At 61.5% G+C, this 18797-nt stretch carries 20 protein-coding genes; 12 read left to right on the top strand and 8 right to left on the bottom strand.

Translation table 11 applies throughout. The features are described 5' to 3' along the window. The first annotated feature begins 260 nt into the window (after window positions 1-260). The 4 genes from rhtA (at window position 261) to AACU78_RS11375 (ending at window position 3067) form a co-directional block, all read left to right on the top strand. Complete coding sequence (rhtA, locus tag AACU78_RS11390; protein ID WP_106580606.1) at window positions 261-1148, top strand: threonine/homoserine exporter RhtA; 888 nt, start codon at window positions 261-263, stop codon at window positions 1146-1148. Between the two features lie 165 nt (window positions 1149-1313). After that, window positions 1314-1595 carry a hypothetical protein gene (locus AACU78_RS11385; RefSeq protein ID WP_106580605.1) on the top strand — a complete coding sequence of 94 codons (282 nt, stop codon included), beginning with the start codon at window positions 1314-1316 and terminating at the stop codon, window positions 1593-1595. A gap of 113 nt (window positions 1596-1708) precedes the next feature. Beyond that, the gene (locus AACU78_RS11380) at window positions 1709-2440 is read left to right on the top strand and encodes an SDR family oxidoreductase (RefSeq protein ID WP_106580604.1); all 732 of its coding nucleotides are present in this window, start codon (window positions 1709-1711) and stop codon (window positions 2438-2440) included. A gap of 36 nt (window positions 2441-2476) precedes the next feature. Beyond that, complete coding sequence (locus AACU78_RS11375) at window positions 2477-3067, top strand: 2-hydroxychromene-2-carboxylate isomerase (protein ID WP_106580603.1); 591 nt, start codon at window positions 2477-2479, stop codon at window positions 3065-3067. On the opposite strand, the gene AACU78_RS11370 is transcribed toward AACU78_RS11375, so the two are convergent. After that, a complete protein-coding gene (locus AACU78_RS11370) occupies window positions 3060-4040 on the bottom strand; it encodes a zinc-dependent alcohol dehydrogenase family protein (protein ID WP_106580609.1) in 981 nt (326 codons plus the stop codon). The two genes, AACU78_RS11375 and AACU78_RS11370, sit on opposite strands and share 8 nt — an antisense overlap. Window positions 4041-4164: 124 nt before the next feature. Here AACU78_RS11370 and AACU78_RS11365 point away from each other — a divergent pair, with 124 nt between their 5' ends. After that, on the top strand, window positions 4165-5073 hold the full coding sequence (locus AACU78_RS11365; RefSeq protein ID WP_106580602.1) for a LysR family transcriptional regulator: 909 nt from the start codon (window positions 4165-4167) through the stop codon (window positions 5071-5073). On the opposite strand, the gene AACU78_RS11360 is transcribed toward AACU78_RS11365, so the two are convergent. The 3 genes from AACU78_RS11360 to AACU78_RS11350 form a co-directional block, all read right to left on the bottom strand. Further along, a complete protein-coding gene (locus AACU78_RS11360) occupies window positions 5066-6874 on the bottom strand; it encodes an aminopeptidase P family protein (RefSeq protein ID WP_106580601.1) in 1809 nt (602 codons plus the stop codon). The genes AACU78_RS11365 and AACU78_RS11360 overlap by 8 nt on opposite strands. A gap of 49 nt (window positions 6875-6923) precedes the next feature. Next, a complete protein-coding gene (locus AACU78_RS11355; protein ID WP_106580600.1) occupies window positions 6924-8084 on the bottom strand; it encodes a cysteine desulfurase family protein in 1161 nt (386 codons plus the stop codon). Window positions 8085-8317: 233 nt separating this feature from the next. Then, window positions 8318-8587, bottom strand: a complete 270-nt coding sequence (locus tag AACU78_RS11350; RefSeq protein WP_106580599.1) for a hypothetical protein — start codon at window positions 8585-8587, stop codon at window positions 8318-8320. A gap of 399 nt (window positions 8588-8986) precedes the next feature. Between AACU78_RS11350 and msuE the strand changes: the two genes are divergently transcribed. From msuE to AACU78_RS11330, 4 genes are all read left to right on the top strand, one after another. After that, window positions 8987-9550, top strand: a complete 564-nt coding sequence (gene msuE, locus AACU78_RS11345) for an FMN reductase (protein ID WP_106580598.1) — start codon at window positions 8987-8989, stop codon at window positions 9548-9550. Window positions 9551-9559: 9 nt separating this feature from the next. Continuing rightward, window positions 9560-10702 (top strand): FMNH2-dependent alkanesulfonate monooxygenase, encoded by a 1143-nt coding sequence (ssuD, locus tag AACU78_RS11340; protein ID WP_106580597.1) that lies wholly within the window; start codon window positions 9560-9562, stop codon window positions 10700-10702. 198 nt (window positions 10703-10900) lie between these two features. Next, on the top strand, window positions 10901-12088 hold the full coding sequence (locus AACU78_RS11335) for an acyl-CoA dehydrogenase family protein (RefSeq protein WP_106580596.1): 1188 nt from the start codon (window positions 10901-10903) through the stop codon (window positions 12086-12088). 11 nt (window positions 12089-12099) lie between these two features. After that, window positions 12100-13203: a sigma-54 interaction domain-containing protein gene (locus tag AACU78_RS11330; RefSeq protein ID WP_106580595.1), complete on the top strand. Its 1104-nt coding sequence runs from the start codon at window positions 12100-12102 to the stop codon at window positions 13201-13203. Here the strand turns inward: AACU78_RS11330 and AACU78_RS11325 are convergent. After that, entirely contained in the window at window positions 13192-13557 is a 366-nt protein-coding gene (locus tag AACU78_RS11325; RefSeq protein WP_106580594.1) for an antibiotic biosynthesis monooxygenase, read from the bottom strand. The genes AACU78_RS11330 and AACU78_RS11325 overlap by 12 nt on opposite strands. A gap of 99 nt (window positions 13558-13656) precedes the next feature. Between AACU78_RS11325 and soxR the strand changes: the two genes are divergently transcribed. Next, a complete protein-coding gene (gene soxR, locus AACU78_RS11320; protein ID WP_106580593.1) occupies window positions 13657-14106 on the top strand; it encodes a redox-sensitive transcriptional activator SoxR in 450 nt (149 codons plus the stop codon). A gap of 122 nt (window positions 14107-14228) precedes the next feature. On the opposite strand, the gene AACU78_RS11315 is transcribed toward soxR, so the two are convergent. Genes AACU78_RS11315 through AACU78_RS11305 form a run of 3 tightly spaced genes read right to left on the bottom strand, consistent with a single transcriptional unit; the run spans window position 14229 to window position 16920 of the window. Further along, window positions 14229-14999 carry a MetQ/NlpA family ABC transporter substrate-binding protein gene (locus tag AACU78_RS11315; protein WP_106580592.1) on the bottom strand — a complete coding sequence of 257 codons (771 nt, stop codon included), beginning with the start codon at window positions 14997-14999 and terminating at the stop codon, window positions 14229-14231. 28 nt (window positions 15000-15027) lie between these two features. Beyond that, window positions 15028-15693 (bottom strand): methionine ABC transporter permease, encoded by a 666-nt coding sequence (locus AACU78_RS11310; protein ID WP_106580591.1) that lies wholly within the window; start codon window positions 15691-15693, stop codon window positions 15028-15030. A gap of 3 nt (window positions 15694-15696) precedes the next feature. Beyond that, window positions 15697-16920 carry an SfnB family sulfur acquisition oxidoreductase gene (locus AACU78_RS11305; RefSeq protein WP_106580590.1) on the bottom strand — a complete coding sequence of 408 codons (1224 nt, stop codon included), beginning with the start codon at window positions 16918-16920 and terminating at the stop codon, window positions 15697-15699. Window positions 16921-17143: 223 nt separating this feature from the next. On the opposite strand from AACU78_RS11305, the gene AACU78_RS11300 reads away from it, so the two are divergent. Further along, entirely contained in the window at window positions 17144-17602 is a 459-nt protein-coding gene (locus tag AACU78_RS11300; protein WP_106580589.1) for a VOC family protein, read from the top strand. 238 nt (window positions 17603-17840) lie between these two features. Further along, window positions 17841-18716, top strand: a complete 876-nt coding sequence (locus AACU78_RS11295) for an alpha/beta fold hydrolase (RefSeq protein WP_106580588.1) — start codon at window positions 17841-17843, stop codon at window positions 18714-18716. Window positions 18717-18797: the final 81 nt, after the last annotated feature.

Below are 18797 nucleotides of genomic sequence, written 5' to 3'. Positions count from 1 at the left end.
ACTCGCTGTCGAATTCTGCGTAACTCTTTGTTTACCAAGGAGTTTTCCGTTTCGACTGCGCCGGAAGTGGGGCGAATTATAGACTTCCAGAATCTGCCGTCAACCCTTAATTTTGCTTTTCTATCAAACAACCCGAAAACTTAGTCACACCTTATATATAGGCGCCCAAGAACCAGAAACTGAGCAATATATTGCTCAAAGCTCACCGGTTGAGCATCATATGCCCTGCCTCTCCACCACGACTTTGGACAAACACCCCAATGACCACCCCACCCCGCAGCCTGGCATCGGCGTTGTTCCCGGTCGGCCTGCTATTAATAGCCATGGCGTCCATCCAGTCCGGCGCCTCGCTGGCCAAAAGCATGTTTCCCATTGTCGGCGCCCAGGGCACCACGACCCTGCGCCTGATATTCGCCAGTGTGATCATGCTGCTTCTGCTACGCCCATGGCGCGCCAAGCTCACAGCCAAGTCCCTGCGTACCGTTGTCATTTATGGCATGGCACTGGGTGGCATGAATTTCCTCTTCTATATGTCCTTGCGCACAGTGCCCCTGGGGATCGCAGTAGCGCTGGAATTCACAGGCCCGCTCGCCGTTGCGATCTACGCTTCGCGCCGGGCGGTGGACTTTCTATGGATAGGCCTCGCGATCGCCGGGCTTCTACTGCTCATACCCATAGGCGAAGCCAGCAGCGGTATCGATCTGACGGGGGCAGCCTATGCCCTTGGCGCAGGTATCTGCTGGGCGCTCTATATTCTGTTTGGCCAAAAGGCCGGCAACGACAATGGTGTCCAGACCGCAGCACTCGGCGTAATGATTGCTGCGTTGTTCGTCGCGCCCATTGGCATTGTCCACGCAGGCGCCGCGCTGCTGACGCCTGCACTCATCCCCGTCGCCCTGGCTGTCGCCATCTTGTCCACGGCGCTGCCCTATACCCTGGAAATGGTCGCACTCACTCGCCTTCCTGCCCGCACCTTCGGCACCCTGATGAGCATCGAGCCTGCATTCGGCGCGCTTTCCGGGCTGTTCTTCCTGCAAGAGCACTTGTCGCTGGCACAGTGGCTGGCCATCACCTGCATTATCCTGGCCTCTGTAGGCGCTACGCTGACGATGCGCAATGAATCCAAACCGCTGGTGCCGGCCGATTGATCGCTATCAAAGGTAGCTCTGGTATTTGCCGCTTATTTAGGCCATGTTTAGGCCGTAAATGAATGTCTTTCATGGAGAATTTCGACAAGGACAGCTGAACGCTACAATCGAGAGCGAGTAGAGCCTGCATCGAGCCTTTTTGCGAAGCGGCTATTAAGGATAGTGATGAAAAGAATATTGATACTGTTCATGGTCGTGGGCATTGCGGGCTGTGCTGCGACCACCAAGACAGAAGTGAAACGGGGCAAAAAAGGGCTGCATATCAACTGTTCAGGGCTGTCCTCCTCCTGGGACGAGTGCTACACCAGCGCAGCCAATTCATGCGGTGCCAAGGGCTACCGGGTTATCGCCAAGTCCGGTGACAACTCCGAGGAGCCTGGGGACTACCCCTTCGGCCTCAACCCTGCCGGCTACACCAGTCGCAGCATGATCGTCATCTGTAAGTGAACGCCCGAGCAGTCTTCATCCGACTGCTCCCCTTTGTGAATATCTGATCTCGACCCGGCCCTTTGCGACGTTGCGGCTACACTCCTGCTCGACTATCGAGCAACGGAGTTCCCATGACAGAAAACAACAAAATCGTATTGGTAGTGGGTGCCGGTGACGCCACCGGCGGCGCCATTGCCAAGCGCTTCGCGCGCGAAGGCTACGTGGCCTGCGTCACCCGCCGCAGCGCGGACAAGCTGCAGCCCTTGGTCGACAGCATCCAGGCGGCCGGTGGCCGAGCCCACGGCTTTGCCTGTGATGCACGCAAGGAAGACGAGGTCATCGCGCTGATCGAACAGATCGAAAGCGAGTTAGGCCCGATCGAAGCGTTCGTCTTCAATATCGGCGCCAACGTGCCTTGCAGCATCCTTGAAGAAACCGCGCGCAAGTACTTCAAGATCTGGGAGATGGCCTGCTTCTCCGGCTTCCTGAATGCGCGCGAAGTGGCCAAGCGCATGGTCACCCGCAACCGCGGCACCATCCTGTTTACCGGCGCTACCGCGGGCTTGCGCGGCGCTGCAGGTTTCGCCGCGTTCGCCGGCGCCAAGCACGGCATTCGCGCACTCGCACAGAGCATGGCGCGAGAGCTGGGCCCCAGGAATATCCATGTCGCCCACGTAGTGGTCGACGGCGCCATCGACACCGACTTCATTCGCGACAACTTCCCGCAAAAATACGCCCTGAAGGATCAGGACGGTATCCTCAACCCCGAACACATCGCCGATAACTATTGGTACCTGCACAGCCAGCCGCGCGACGCCTGGACGTTTGAACTGGACCTGCGCCCCTGGAATGAACCCTGGTAAGCACGCCTTCACAACAATAAGCAGCGAGCATCGACCATGAGTAAAACCCTGGAATTCTTCTTTGACCTCGGCAGTCCCGCCACTTACCTGGCCTACACCCAACTGCCTGCCCTGTGCGCTGCAACCGGCGCGACCCTGGTGTACCAGCCGATGCTGCTCGGAGGCGTGTTCAAAGCCACGGGCAATGCATCCCCCGTCACCGTGCCGGCCAAGGGCCGGTACCTGTTTAACGACTTGGCGCGGTATGCCCAGCGCTACAACGTGACGCTCAAGTTCAACCCGCATTTCCCCATCAATACCCTGATGCTGATGCGCGCAGTGACCGGCATGCAGCTTCACCAGCCCGAGCGCTTCCAGGGCTTCATCGACTGCCTGTTCCGCGCCCTCTGGGTCGAAGGTCGGAATATGGGCGACCCCGCTGTGGTGGCGGCGGTGTTGACCGAAGCCGGTTTCAACCCGGAAGAAGTGCTGGCCCTGGCCAATGACGAAAGTGTGAAAGCCGCCCTCAAGGACAACACGGAGCAGGCCGTTCAGCGCGGCGTGTTCGGTGCGCCCAGTATGTTTGTAGGCAACCAGCTGTTCTTCGGTCAGGACCGTCTGGATTTTGTGCGCGAAGCCCTCAGCTAATCGCTATCGCCAATCGCCCCCGAGCGCCGCTTGCGAGCAAATCGTAGGCGGCGTTTGCCGTCTGCAGGTCGAATTCATGCGGGTCCATGATCGGCTTGAGCTTGCCCGCATCGATCAACCTGGCCGCGTCAGCCAGTATCTGTCCGTGGTGCTCACGCCCTTTGCCCGTCAACAACGGCAATAAAGTAAAGACACCGGAATACGTCGCCCCGCGAAACGATAGCGGCGCCAGGCTGTGCTGCCCCCAGCCCAGGCAGCTGACCACGTGGCCGTGATACGCCTTGGCGGCTAGAAAGGAGGCATCCAGCGTCTCGCCACCGACGGTGTCATACACAATGTCAAACCCTTCACCCGCCGTATGCTGCGCTACGTAGTCTTCGACCCTGTGGTGCTGATAGTCGATAAAAGTAGCGCCCAAGCCCTCTATCGTCGCCCGGTGCCTGGCGGACCCGGTCGCATACACATCGGCGCCGCAGGCAACCGCCAACTGCACCGCGACATGCCCTACACCCCCGGCGCCCCCCTGGATCAACACCTTGTGGCCCAAGCCTACGTGCGCACGGTCCACCAACCCTTCCCATGCAGTGATCAACACCAGCGGCAATACCGCCGCTTCACGCATGCTCAGGGCCTGAGGTTTTTTTGCCAGCAGGCGTGCATCGACCACCGCGTATTCCGCCAACGAACCCTGCACGCCACCGATACCCGTCGCAAGCGCATACACCTCATCGCCCACGCGCCACTCCCGCACCGCGGGGCCAACCGCCTCGACAATCCCGGCAAGGTCCATGCCGATGACGGCCGGCAAGGGCTGACGGGCATGTGCGGCTTGGCCTGCGCGAATTTTCGCGTCCAGCGGGTTAAGGCCACTGGCCTTGATCCTGACCAGCACCTGCCCGGCACCCGCCACGGGTCTGGGCATCCTGGTCAAACGCAGCGGCGCGTCTGCAGCGTCCACAATCAAAGCGTGCATATCAGTCATGTCGGCGATCTCGATTCGTTGAGGAGTGAGGCCAATGATCGGCCCACCGACTCATGCCGATAAGACGCTAAAAAGCTATAGTGCCTATGCGCATATGGCATGAATCGGACAGCTCATGGACAAACTCAATGCAATGGCAATATTCGTTCGCGTGATCGAACGCGGCAGCTTTTCCGCCGTCGCCCGGGAAATGCAGACCACTCAGCCGACCATCAGCAAAGTACTGCGCGCCCTGGAACGCGAACTGGGCGGCAAGCTGATTGCCCGCAGCACTCGCCACTTGTCTCTGACTGACGAAGGTCAGCGCTACTACCACCATTGCCGTGAAATTCTCACAGCCGTCGATGCGGCGGAACACAGCTTCCAGACCGGCAGGGAAACCATCGCCGGCCCGTTGCGCGTCGGCTCTTCGGTGAGCTTTGGCCGCCTGCATATCGCCTCGCGGCTGAGCGGTTTCCTGCAGCACTACCCTGACGTGCAAGTCGACCTGCAACTCAGCGATCAACTTCAGGACCTGGTCAGCGAAGGCCTGGACGTGACCCTGCGCATCGGCGAACTGCGCGACAGCGGCTTGATTGCGCGGCAGATCGGCATCACCCACCGTGTCACCGTAGCCAGCCCGGCGTACCTGGCGCGGCACCCCGCCCCGCTTACCCCGCAAGCGCTCACGCAGCACAACTGCCTGCTGTTCAACCTGCTGAGCAGCCAGAATCAATGGATCTATGACAAGGACGGCGCGCGACATACGGTGCGCATCACCGGCAACGCCCAGAGTAATAACTCCGAGGCGGTGCGCGAGATGGTGCTAACGGGGCTCGGCATTGCACTGTCGCCCCTGTGGCTGTTCGCTGACGACTTGATAGCCGGCCGCGTGGTTGCGGTGTTGCAGGACTACACCCCGCTGTCACTGCCCATTTACGCGATCTCGGCGCCCAATCGCCGCCAGTCGGCCCGGGTCAAGGCGTTCGTCGACTATATGGCAGACGCCCTGGCCCAGGCGCCCGAACTGCAACCGATCAAATAGCCGCTGTACGCACCTGCAACCATTCCAGCGCAGCGCCGCTGAGCAGCGGGCTGAGCCGCTCGCGCACCTGGGCGTGGTAAGCGTTGAACCACTCGCGCTCGTCCGCCGTCAGCAGCGACGGCGCCAGGCAACGGGTGTCGATCGGGCACAGGGTCAGGGTTTCGAACTTGAGAAACTCACCAAACTCGGTCTTGCCCGCTTCACGGTTCAACACCAGGTTCTCGATGCGCACGCCCCAACGACCCGGGCGATAAGTGCCCGGCTCAATCGAGGTGATCATGCCCGGCTGCATCGCCGTTTGCGGCGCGGTGGCGGCCTGGTAGGCAATCACTTGCGGGCCCTCATGCACATTCAGGAAATAGCCTACACCGTGACCCGTGCCGTGGCCGTAGTCCACGCATTCGGCCCAGATCGGCGCACGCGCAATGGCGTCCAGCAGCGGCGACAGAATGCCCTTGGGAAACTGCGCACGCGACAAGGCAATCACGCCCTTGAGCACCCGTGTGCAGTCACGCTTCTGCTCTTCGCTCGGCGTGCCGATCGGCACCATCCGCGTGATGTCCGTGGTGCCACCCAGGTACTGGCCACCCGAATCGATCAGCAGCAAGCCATCGCCTTCGATCAGCGCGTGTTCTTCTTCAGTGGCGTGGTAGTGCGGCATCGCGCCATTGGCGTTAAAGGCCGCGATGGTGTTGAAACTCAACGACACATAACCTGGACGACGGGTACGCGCCGCCGTCAGGTGTTCATCAATAGTCAATTCGGTAATGCGCTCACGGCCCAGCGCGCTGTCCAGCCAGGCGAAGAATTCGCACAACGCCGCGCCGTCCTGCTCCATGGCTTGGCGGATATGCTCGGCGTCCGCCAGGCTCTTGCGCGACTTGGCCAGCGTGGTCGGGTTCAGCCCTTCGACCAGCTTGACGCCGGCATCGAGGTTTTCCAGCAAGCCGGCCGTGACCCGCGCCGGGTCAACATGCAAGCTCGCGCCCGACGGCACAGCCCGCAGCGCATCCGCCACTTCGCTGTAGTCGCGCAGGGTCACACCCTCTTGCTCCAGCACCGCGCGTAACTCGGCATCGACCTTGCTCAGCGCCACAAACAAGGTGGCCTGCTGCTGATTGATCAAGGCAAACGACACAAACACCGGGTTGAACGACACATCGCCGCCACGCAGGTTAAACAGCCAGGCGATGTCATCCAGGGTGGCGATAAAGTGCCAGTCGGCCCCCTTCTCTTTCAGGCTGGCTCGCAGCGCAGCGAGCTTCTCGCCACGGCTGACTGTCGCCTGCGGCGGCAGGTGTTGATAGATCGGCTGGTTCGGCAAGGCCGGGCGGTCTTGCCAGACTTCATTGAGCAAATCGATATCGGTACGCAGACGCGCGCCGCGCTCTGCCAGCTTGCCGCCCAGGGTACGCGCCGAGGCCACGGCCATGACCGCGCCATCCACCGCCACCACAGCGCCTTCGGGGGTTTGCTCAGCCAGCCATTCCAGCGGGCCGGGTTGGCCGGGCTGCAACTTCACCAGCTCGATACCGCTGCCCTTGAGTTCCTTGGTCGCCTGTTCCCAGTAACGGCTATCGGCCCAGACACCGGCGAAATCTGCGGTGACAATCAGCGTGCCCACCGAACCATGAAATCCCGACAGCCATTGCCGCCCCTGCCAGTAACCCGGCAAGTACTCGGACAAGTGCGGGTCGGCCGACGGTACCAACAGGGCGTGGATGCCCTCGCGGCGCATCAGTTCACGGGTGTGCGCCAGGCGCTGGGGAACCGTTCCATGGGTCAAAGGCTGCGTACTCATTGTGTCTCCTGCTAACCACTAATAATTGTTATGTGTTGCGAATGAAAAATCAGACCGCCCAGAACGCCGGGGCACTGGCGAGTGCGGCTTTGATCAACTGCACGGCCTGATCGATGTCCTGTTCGGTGGTAAACCGGCCCAGGCTCAGGCGAATGGTACGGCCAGCGCTGCGCGCGTCATGGCCCAGGGCCAGAAGCACGTGGGACGGCGCGTTGCTCGCAGAATTACACGCCGAGGTCGCCGAGAACGCCAGGCCGGCACTGAGTGCGGCGGAATTGAACTCACCTTCACTGAACGTCAGGCTGAGCGTATGAGGAATGCGCTGTGTGGCGCTGCCGTTGAGGCGTACGCCCGCGACTGTTTCCAACTGATCGAGCAGGCGCTGGCGCAAGGCGACGATGGTGGCCTTTTCCTCGGCGAAGGACTGCGCCGCCAAGGCAAACGCGGTGCCCATGCCCGCAATCTGATGGGTCGCCAGGGTGCCGGAGCGCAGGCCGCCTTCGTGACCACCCCCGTGAATCTGCGCCAACACTTTTTGCTGCGCTCGCGGGCCGACATACAACGCGCCGATGCCCTTGGGGCCGTACAGTTTGTGCGCAGAAAACGACATCAAATCGACCGGCCATTCAGCCAGGTCGATCGCGACTTTGCCGGCACCTTGCGCGGCATCCACATGCAGCAGCGCGCCATGCTCACGCAACCGTGCGCCGATGGCAGGGATGTCGTTCAAGGTGCCCAATTCGTTATTGACCAGCATCAGGGACACCAGAAAGGTGTCGTCACGTAACGCTTCACTCACCGCGGTGGCGCTGATCAGCCCATCGGCGTCCGGCACCAGATAAGTGACGGCCACCCCGGCTTCCTGCAACTGACGCGCGGTGTCCAGTGTGGCCTTGTGTTCGATCTGGCTGGTAATGATGTGCCCGCCCGCCACCCCGCGCGCCTGGGCCACGCCCTTGATCGCGAGGTTGTTGGATTCAGTCGCGCCGGAGGTCCAGACGATCTGCTCAGCGCTGGCACCGACCAGCTCGGCGACCTGGCGCCGCGCCTGTTCAACCGTTTGCCGGGCCGCCTGGCCGTACGCATGGGAACTGGACGCGGGGTTACCGAAATTGGCATTGAAGCCCAGACACTCGACCATCACCTGGATGACCCGCTCATCCACCGGCGTGGTGGCGGCGTAGTCGAAATACAACGGACGTTTATTCATGACGTTTAAGACTCGCAGAGCGTGTTCCCGAGAGCAACGTCTCAGGGGCATCAACCGGAACAGAGGTCGTCAGGTTTAACCGATCGAATGCCATTAAAGAAGAACAACTTTATGCAAATGTGCGTAGGAACGCTCCTGAAATTCAGCTTAACAGGCTGAAGTAGCCCAATGGCAAACAAAAAGCCCGAGGTTCCTTAGGGGAATCCTCGGGCTTTTTGCTGCTGAGCGCCGGCTCAACTGGGACGACCATGCAGCACCACGCTGCGTTCGGCGTTCATTTCGCCTTGGTGATCAAAACCGAAAGGCTTCTGTGGCTGAGCGGTCAGTGCGGCGCGCTGCTGCTGGTATTCATCAAACGACAAGCCGCGACGGCTCAGCGCTTCAAGGGCCAATTGCTTGGTTTCTTCAGCCGTGTAAGGGCGGGATTCAGGTGATGGATGGGTCGCGCAGCCGGCGAGGACGGCGCTGACAACCAGTACGGAAACAGCCAGAAAATGGTTCATGGTGGAGGCCCTGCGAAGGAGGTTTCGAGTCAATGAACACAGGCTACTCCCGCCTCTGCACGGTGAAAAATCACCCGCCGTGATAGTCGCTATCAACCGTTCAGAGACCTGCGATAGCCAGCAATGCATATTCATTTAAGATCTATAAATATGGAAATACGTTCATTTACGGAATAAACCTAACCCTCTATAAATAGCCCATCTCGAATCAACACTGTTCGCCACGCAACTGTTGCACCAGCAACAGTCATTCAACAAAACACCAGTCAGCCAACAGCTTCACTTTTCAGCAGTGAGCCTGAAGCCCACGCCCATCAAGGCTTCCAGCCGTTGGTACAGCTCTTGCTCAACACGTTCCACTTCACCCGCTAAGTACCCCTGTTGATAAAGGAACTGTTCATGACCCGTCCCCTGAATGTCGTTGCCCTCTCCGGCGGAACCTGGCGCCCGTCGCGCACCCTGGTGCTGACCCAGGCCGTGTTGGCCGAACTGGCGACGTTGCTGCCGATCCAGACCACGCTGATCGAACTGGGCGACATCGCCCGGCCATTGGGCGGTGCCCTGTCGCGTGACGAACTGCCGGCCGAGGTTGAATCGCAACTGTTGGCCATCGAACAGGCCGACCTGCTGATCGTCGCCGCACCGGTGTACCGCGGCTCCTACCCCGGCCTGCTCAAGCACTTGTTCGATCTGGTCGGCCTCAACTCGCTGATCAACACGCCGGTATTGCTCGCCGCCACCGGCGGCAGCGAACGTCACGCGCTGGTGCTCGATCATCAGCTGCGCCCGCTGTTCAGCTTCTTCCAGGCACTGACCTTGCCGATCGGTGTGTACGCCACCGAAGCCGACTTCACCGACTACCAAATAACCAGCGAGCCCTTGAAGGGCCGCATACGCCTTGCCGCAGAACGCGCAGCACCTTTGTTTGCCGCGCACTCCCCCTCTCTGCTGAAAATCGCTTAAGGATTTGTCATGGATGTTTTCTGGTTTCTGCCGACGCACGGCGACGGTCACTACCTGGGCACCACCCAGGGTGCACGCCCGGTCACCCTCAATTATCTGAAACAAGTGGCGCAGGCGGCTGACAACCTGGGCTACTACGGCGTGCTGATTCCTACCGGTCGTTCGTGCGAAGACTCCTGGGTCATCGCCTCGGCGCTGGTGCCGTTGACCGAACGCCTGCGTTATCTGGTGGCGATTCGTCCGGGCATCATCTCGCCCACCGTCTCGGCGCGCATGGCCGCCACACTGGATCGGCTGTCCAACGGTCGCTTGCTGATCAATGTGGTGACTGGCGGCGACCCCGACGAAAACCGCGGTGACGGCAGTTTCCTAGACCACAGCGAACGCTACGAAGTCTCTGACGAATTCCTGCAGATCTGGCGCCGTGTGTTGCAGGGCGAATCGGTAGATTTTGAAGGCAAACACCTGCGCGTACAGAACGCCAAGGCCCTTTACCCACCGGTGCAGAAGCCATATCCGCCGCTGTACTTCGGCGGTTCTTCAGACGCCGCCCACGACCTGGCTGCCGAACAGGTGGACGTGTACCTGACCTGGGGCGAGCCGCCCGCCGCCGTCGCGGAAAAACTCGCGGATGTGCGTGAACGCGCCGCACGCCACGGCCGCACCGTCAAGTTCGGCATTCGCCTGCACGTGATCGTGCGCGAAACCGAAGAAGACGCCTGGAAAGCCGCCGACAAACTGATCGAGCACATCAGCGACGAGACCATCGCGGCCGCGCAAAAATCCTTCTCGCGCTTTGACTCCGAAGGGCAGCGCCGCATGGCCGCCTTGCACGATGGGCGCCGCGACAACCTGGAAATCGCCCCTAACCTGTGGGCCGGCGTCGGCCTGGTCCGAGGCGGTGCCGGTACAGCATTGGTCGGTAACCCGCAGCAAGTCGCCGAGCGCATCCAGGAATACGCCGACCTGGGTATCGAGAGCTTTATTTTCTCCGGCTACCCGCACCTGGAAGAGGCCTATCGCTTTGCTGAGCTTGTGTTCCCGCTGCTGCCGGAACCCTACGCCAGCCTCGCCGGGCGCGGCATCACCAACCTCACCGGCCCGTTTGGCGAAATGATTGCCAATGATGTGCTGCCCAAAACAAAGGCCTGAGCACGCTGAAATCGGCCTGATAGGGCAACTGCTTTTCTGTGGAAGCCGGGCTTGCCCGCGATACAGGCGACTCGGTGTTTGAGTGAACCCCGGTTGATGCCATCGCAGCGGTGCGACGACTCGACAAGCCAGCGCCCACACTTGAGCTGCATTGCCAGACCTACAGCGCACGGCTTCTGAGCCAATTGAGGAAACCCCGTGACAGCCAACCCCCACAGCGTCCTGCCATCGCCACTGCAAACCGCCAAACTGCTGGCCGCCGAATTCGCCCTCACCGCTGTTGAGCGCGACGAGCGTGGCGGCACCCCGAAAGCCGAACGTGACGCCCTGCGCCACAGCGGCCTGCTGGCCCTGAGCATACCCACGCAGTACGGCGGCCTCGGCGCGCGTTGGAGCGAAACCCTGGGCATCGTGCGCGAATTCGCCAAGGTCGACAGCTCCATCGCCCATGTCTTTGGCTTCCACCACTTGATGCTCGCCACCGTGCGCCTGTTTGCCCGCCCGGACCAATGGCAACCCTGGTTCGAACAGACCGCGCGCAAAAACTGGTTCTGGGGCAATGCCCTCAACCCTCTGGACACGCGCACGGTGGTCAAGGATTTCGGCGGCTGGCGCGAATTCTCGGGCAAAAAAAGTTTTTGTTCCGGCGCCAGCGACTCGGAAATGCTCATCGCTTCGGCGGTGGATGAAAGTGCCGGCGGCAAACTGTTGATCGCGGCCATCCCCAGCGGGCGCAGCGGCATCACCTTGCACAATGACTGGAACAACATCGGCCAGCGCCAGACCGACAGCGGCAGCGCCAGCTTTGAACGGGTGCGTGTCGAAGAATCGGAACTGCTGCTCGATCCAGGCCCACTGAGCACGCCCTTCGCCTGCCTGCGCCCACTGATCGCGCAACTGACGTTCACGCACATGTTTCTCGGGATTGCCGAGGGCGCCTTTGAAGAAGCGCGCAACTACACCCTGACCGAAACCCGCTCATGGCACAAATCCACGGCCAACGATGTACGCCAGGACCCTTACGTGCTGCACCACTACGGCGAGTTCTGGGTGGCGCTGGAAGGCGTGCGCCTGCTGGTCGAGCGCGCCGCCGATCTGCTCGACCGGGCCTGGGCCAAAGGCGCCAAGCTCAGCGAGCACGAACGCGGCCAACTGGCCATCGCGATTGCCACCGCCAAGGTCGCCGCCACCCGCCAGGGCCTGGAGATATGCAGCCGGCTGTTTGAAGTCACCGGCGCGCGCTCCACCCACGCCTCACTGCGCCTGGACCGCCACTGGCGCAACCTGCGCACACAAACCTTGCACGACCCGGTGGACTACAAACTTCACGAACTGGGGGAGTGGGCGTTGAACCAGTCCCTGCCGATTCCCACGTTCTATTCCTAAAAGAGGTGCCCATGCAGCTTTTAACCTTACCGCCCTCGCCCGCCCTTGCGACCTCGATCCGCGCCACGGCCCAGGTCTTCGAAGACCCCAAATCCCAGGCCCTGCTCGACCACATCCAGCAAGTGGCGCCCAGCGAAGCGAGCGTGCTGATCATCGGCGAGACCGGCACCGGTAAAGAGCTGGTGGCACGCCACATCCATAACCTGAGCGCGCGCCGCAACCGGCCGTTCGTGGCGGTCAACTGTGGCGCATTCTCCGAGTCGCTGGTGGAAGCCGAACTGTTCGGCCATGAAAAAGGCGCGTTTACCGGTGCCCTGAGTGCCAAGGCCGGCTGGTTCGAAGAGGCCGACGGCGGCACCTTGTTCCTCGATGAGATCGGCGACTTGCCGATGGCGATCCAGGTCAAGCTGCTGCGCGTGTTGCAGGAGCGTGAAGTGGTGCGCCTGGGCTCACGCAAGAGCATTCCTATCGATGTGCGGGTACTGGCGGCTACCAACGTGCAGTTGGAAAAGGCCATCAACGCCGGGCATTTTCGCGAAGACCTCTACTACCGCCTCGACGTGGTCAGCCTGGAACTCAGCCCGCTGCGCGAGCGCCCCGGCGATATCCTGCCGCTGACCCGGCACTTCATCGAAGCCTACAGCCAGCGCCTGGGTTACGGCCCGATCACCATCAGCCGCGAGGCCGAGCACAAACTCAAAAGCTACAGTTGGCCGGGCAATATCCGCGAGCTGGAGAACGTGATTCACCACACCCTGCTGATCTGCCGGAATGGCGTGATCGAGCGCGATGATCTGCGCTTGTCGAACATGCGCATCGAGCGCCAGGACGACAGCCAGCACGGCACCGACAACAGCGCCGAAGCCCTGCTGGCGCGCGCGTTTCAAAAGCTCTTCGAGGAACAGGCCGGCGCCCTGCATGAGAAGGTCGAGGACGCGTTATTGCGCGCCGCCTACCGCTTCAGCCATTACAACCAGGTGCACACCGCCAACCTGCTGGGCCTGAGCCGCAACGTCACACGCACACGCCTGATCAAGATCGGTGAGCTGGCGGTAAACAAGCGCAGGCCCGGTGAAAACGTGCAAGGCGAGCGCATGTTGCACCTATCCATTTAGGCGACAGTGCAACGCGTTGTCATGGCTGCGCTCAAAGCTGCGCAGTACCTGGAACGAGTCAAAGGTCACCGCCGTGGCCTGGTGGGCGCGGATCAGCGTCCAGAAATCTTCCTCGCCATGCTCAAAGCATTTGAAGGCTGCCTCGCCGTCCTCGCGCGAGCGCCATTGCAGGTAGTTGAGCACCCGCCGGCCGTCGTCGCTGACCTGCACACTCGCATTGATAAAGCCGCCATGGCCCTGGGCCAGGCGCTCGCTTTGGGTGGACAAGGCCGCCACCAGCGCGAGTTGCTGCCGGGGCTCGATCTGAAATTCGATCAATTGAGTGAAGCTGCGATTCTTCTCTGATACCTGCATGAACACTCCCCTTTCTGCGTAGGCAAAATCTTGCGATTCGATGCCACGCAGGGTAAAACCTCTAGTTAAGTCAAGGTCAAGCATTGTTTCGGAGTTTTCATGCTCAACAAAGCACTCACCGTCGGCCAATTGGCCGCCCGCAGTGGCGTGGCGGTTACGGCCCTGCATTTTTATGAGTCCAAGGGGCTGATCAAGAGCCAGCGCAATGCCGGCAACCAACGGCGCTACCCACGGGATGTGTTGCGCCGGGTGGTGGTAATCAAGATCGCCCAGCGTTTGGGCATTCCGCTGGCGACAATTGGCGAGGCACTTAAAACCTTGCCGGACGAGCGCACGCCCACCACTGAAGACTGGGAACGCTTGTCGGCGCTGTGGCGAGAGGACCTGGACGCTCGGATCAACAAATTATTGCTGCTGCGCGACAAGCTCAGCGGGTGTATCGGCTGTGGGTGTTTGTCGCTGGAGGCATGCCCGCTGCGCAATCAGGATGACCAGCTCGGCGAGCGCGGGCCGGGGGCGCAGTTGCTGGAACCGACGCCACCCTCCTGACCTGCAGACTTGATCAATGTGGGCGCTGGCTTGCCTGCGATGCAGGCACCTCGGTACCCCAGGCACACCGTGGTGATGCTATCGCAGGCAAGCCTGCGCCCACATTTGATCTCAGTTGAGGCTCAGAAGCCGGGCGCGATCTGGCCTTTGTAGCGCGTCAAAATAAACTGGCGCACTTCGTCGGAGTTCAACGCCTTGGCCAGCTTCTGGATGCGCGGGTCGTTGATGTTATCCGGCCGCGCCACCAGGTACTCGACGTACAGCGACTTGCCCTTCTCCACAATCAATGCACTGTTGGTATCAATCCCCGCCTCCAGCGCGTAATTGGCGAACACAAACGCCAGGTCCACCTGGCTCACCGAGCGGGCCAGCAAGGCGCCTTCCAGTTCGCGGATTTTCAGGTGCTTGGGATTTTGCGCAATATCCCGCGGGGTGCTGAGGGTGTTGCTCGGGTCCTTGAGTTTGATCAGCCCGGCTTCATCCAGCAGCACCAGCGCGCGGCCGGTATTCACCGGGTCGTTGGGGATCGACACGGTGGCGCCGTCCTGCAATTCAGCAATGTTCTTGATCCGCGTCGAATAAGCGCCAAACGGCTCGATGTGCACGCCCACTACCGGCACCAGGTCGGTGTGGCGAGTCTTGTTGTAATCATCCAGAAACGGCCGGTACTGGTAGTAGTTGGCGTCGATGTTCTTCAGCGCCAGCTGCTGGTTGGGCTGGATAAAGTCGGTGAAGACTTTGATCTGCAGGTCCACGCCTTCCTTGGCCAGCACCGGTTTGACGAACTCGAGGATTTCCGCATGGGGCACGGGGGTCGCGCCCACCACCAACGTCTCGTTGGCGAACGCATTGAACGACAGGACAGCGGCCAAGATGGCCAGGGACTTTTTCATGAATGCTCCACGATCAGCTTTATAAGAATTAACGGCGGCTGTAGCGCGCCACCAAACGGTCACCGGTCATCTGCAGGGCCTGCACCAGCACCAGCAAAAGCAGCACGGTGACCACCATTACGTCGGTCTGGAACCGCTGGTAGCCGTAGCGAATTGCCAGGTCGCCGAGGCCACCGCCACCGATCACGCCGGCCATGGCGGTGTAGTCCACCAGCACAATGGCGGTCACGGTCACCGCCGCCAGCAGCCCGGCGCGGGCCTCCGGCAGCAGCGTGTGGCGGATCACCTGCCAGGTGCTGGCGCCCATGGACTGGGTGGCCTCGACCACGCCGCGGTCGACTTCGCGCAACGCGGTTTCCACCAGCCGTGCAAAAAATGGCGTGCAACCCACCACCAGCGGTGGGATGGTGCCCGGCACCCCGAGTGAGGTACCGACCAGCAAGGTAGTCAGCGGGATGAGCACAATCAGCAGGATGATGAACGGCAGCGAACGCAGCACGTTGACTACCACCGACAACAGCCGATACACCACCCGCGCTTCGTGCAATTGATGCTTGCCGGTCAGAAACAGCAGCACGCCCAGCGGCAACCCCAGCAACACGGTAAAACCCAGGGCGGCGCCGAGCATGCTCAGGGTTTCCAGGCAGGCTTGGCCGATGTCGGCCCAATAAATGTGCTTGAACAATTCGGCCATGGCTTATGACCAGTCGTGACGTGGCGGCTTGGTGCCATTGAGCAACCAGTTGCCTACCACGTGGTATTTCCAGCGCACCGGGTCGTGCAGCGTGTGCACCCGCGCATTGCGCCAGTGGCGGTCGAAGTTGTGTTTTTTCAGCGTCGAGCGCGTACCGCCCAGTTCGAACAATTTGTTGCTGGCTTCGATGGCAATCTCGGTGGTCAGCACCTTGGCCCGCGCTACGGCCAGGGAGGCCTGGGCGACGTTGTCTTCATTCGGCGCCGGGCGTGCCGCGTCCAGGGCCAGACCGGCGCGTTCCAACAAGGCTTCGGCAGCTTCCAGGCGAATATCCAGGGCACCGACCTGAATGATGGTCAGCGGGTCTTCACTGGCTTTTTCCACCCCGGCGTCGATCCACGGCCGGGCGAATTGCTGCACGAACTGCACGGTGTCGCGCAAGGCGGCGCGGGCGATCCCGGCATCGATGGCGGCGGTGGTCAGCTGTGCGAAAGGGCCGGCCAGGGTCGGGGAATCGTAGGATTTGTGCGTAGGAAACAGATTGAAGGCCGGCACCCGCAGGTCCTGTGCAAGCACGGTGCCGCTGGAGGTGGTGCGCTGGCCCATGCTGTCCCAGTCATCGACGACCACCAGCCCTTCGGTGCCGCGTTTTACGAAAGCCAGCTGTGCATGTTGCTGCTCATCCAGCGCCAGCACCGCCAGCCAGTGGGCGTACAGCGAACCGGTGCAATAACCTTTGCGGCCGTTGATCACATAGCCGTCGCCCGCGCGCCGAACGGTGGCCTGAATGTCCTGCACGTTCTTGCCGCCGGTTTCCGACAGCGCATTGGCAAAACGATGGCCCTGCAGCGCCAGGCCAAAAAAATGCGCCTGCTGCTCGGCAGTGCCTTGCAGGCGGATATCTTCCAGCAGGCAGTAATGGTTCTGCGGGATTTGCCCCAGCGACGGGTCGGCCGCCGAGATAATCGCAATCACCTGGGCCAGCACCGCGTAGGACACCTGGGCGCCACCAAACTCGCGCGGCACGCTGATGCCCCACAGGCCGCTGTTGGAATACAGGTCCACCACCTCGGTGGGCACCTGACGGGTGCGGTCACGTTCGGCGTCGTGCTCCAGCAGTACGGCGGCGACTTGGTGGGCGACGGCAATCGCCTGGGCTTCATCGCGGATCAGCTCGGCGTGGGGCGTGTGAATGGGGTAATCGGCAGCTACAGGCAGTACAGGCATACAACGCTCTCGGGCGAATGGTTTGCCTGGTCTATTGCAGCTTCTGTGCCGCGCCCTGAAACCGGGGGTTTGCCCACGGCAGCGAGGCCCGGAGCCGCTTGCAGCGCAGCAATCTGCCTGTTCACTGTTGCCGGGCCAACACTCGTCGGCTAGCTGCAGGCCGCGCGATACGTGGCCTATAGTGAAAAAGCCTGCCTCCACAACCACCACCAAGGAGAACGATATGAGCGTTAAACCTATCCCAGAGGGTTATCACAGCGTCACGCCCTATATGGGCATCGACAACGCGAGCGAAGCCATCGAGTTTTATAAGAAAGCCTTCGGCGCCACCCAGGTCATGCGCCTGGACATGCCCGACGGCAAAGTCGGCCACGCCGAGCTGCGCATTGGCGATTCGGCGCTCATGCTCGGCTCGCCCTGCGCAGACATGGCCCTGCGTAACCCGGCTGAGCACACTAGTGTCGGTCTGCACCTGTACGTGAACGACGTGGATGCGCAATTCGAACAAGCCGTGGCGGCCGGTGCCAGCGTGGTGTCCGAGCCCAAGGACCAGTTCTATGGCGACCGCTCGGCGAGCGTGAAAGATCCGTTCGGGCACCTGTGGTTTTTGGCTACGCGCAAGGAAAACCTGACCGAAACGCAGATCCGGGAGCGGGCGATGGCGATGTTCAAGCAAGGTTGAAATCTCAACATCAATACATATCCCATGTGGGCGCTGGCTTGCCTGCGATGCAGGCACCTCGGTAAGCCAGCAAGACCGCGGCGATGCCATCGCAGGCAAGCCAGCGCCCACAGCAGTGCTCAGTGTTTGAAAGGTTGAGGCTCCTACACACTTCATGAACACCCCCTCCACGCTTTCCCCCTTGCCCCGCACGCCGCGTGATTCCAGGATGCAGGCAATCATCACAAGGAGTCATTCCATGTTCGCCGGATTCCAAAAAGACCAGTGCCACGTCAATGGCGTGGACATCAGCTACCGCAAAGGCGGTACAGGTCCCGGTCTGCTCCTGCTGCACGGGCACCCGCAAACCCACGTCATCTGGCACAAAGTCGCCGAACAACTGGCCGAGCATTTCACCGTGGTGGCGGCCGACCTGCGCGGTTATGGCGACAGCAGCAAGCCGCTGGCTGATGGCCTGCACGCCAACTATTCGAAACGCGAAATGGCCCGCGACGGCGTCGAACTGATGCAGGCCCTGGGCTTCGAGCAGTTCTCGGTACTCGCCCACGACCGAGGCGCCCGCGTCGCGCATCGCCTGGCACTGGACCATCCCGACGCCGTGCAGCGCATGGTGCTGCTGGACATCGCACCCACCCTGTCGATGTACGCCCAGACCGACGAAGCCTTCGCCCGCGCCTACTGGCACTGGTTCTTCCTGATCCGCCCGGCGCCGTTGCCGGAAGCGCTGATCGAGAGCAACCCCGAGCTGTACCTGCGCAGCGTGATGGGCAGCCGCAGTGCCGGGCTCAAGCCGTTTACCGATGAGGCCTTCGCCGAATACCTGCGCTGCCTGCAGCTGCCGGGCACCGCTCGCGGCATCTGCGAAGACTACCGTGCCGCCGCCGGCATCGATCTTGAACACGACCAGGCGGATATCGACGCTGGCCACCACATGAACCTGCCGTTGCTGGTGATGTGGGGCGCCGAAGGCACCGTCGGCCGCTGTTTCGAGCCGCTCAAGGAATGGCAGAAAGTCGCCACCGACGTGCGTGGCAAGGCCCTGCCGGCCGGCCATTACATTGCCGAAGAAGTGCCTGAGCTGTTGCTGGGTGAAGTCCTGACCTTTCTGCGCTGAATGCTGTAACCCCGTGACCTGAAAGACCCGCCTCGCAGGCTGCTGATGGCCTGCGACGGGTTCTGCTTGCCCAAAAAACGA

It is taken from the genome of Pseudomonas sp. R9.37 (assembly GCF_963878885.1).
Taxonomy (GTDB): Bacteria; Pseudomonadota; Gammaproteobacteria; order Pseudomonadales; family Pseudomonadaceae; genus Aquipseudomonas.
The sequence above is the reverse complement of the archived record's forward strand: the minus strand, read 5'-3'. Positions and strand labels throughout refer to the sequence as shown.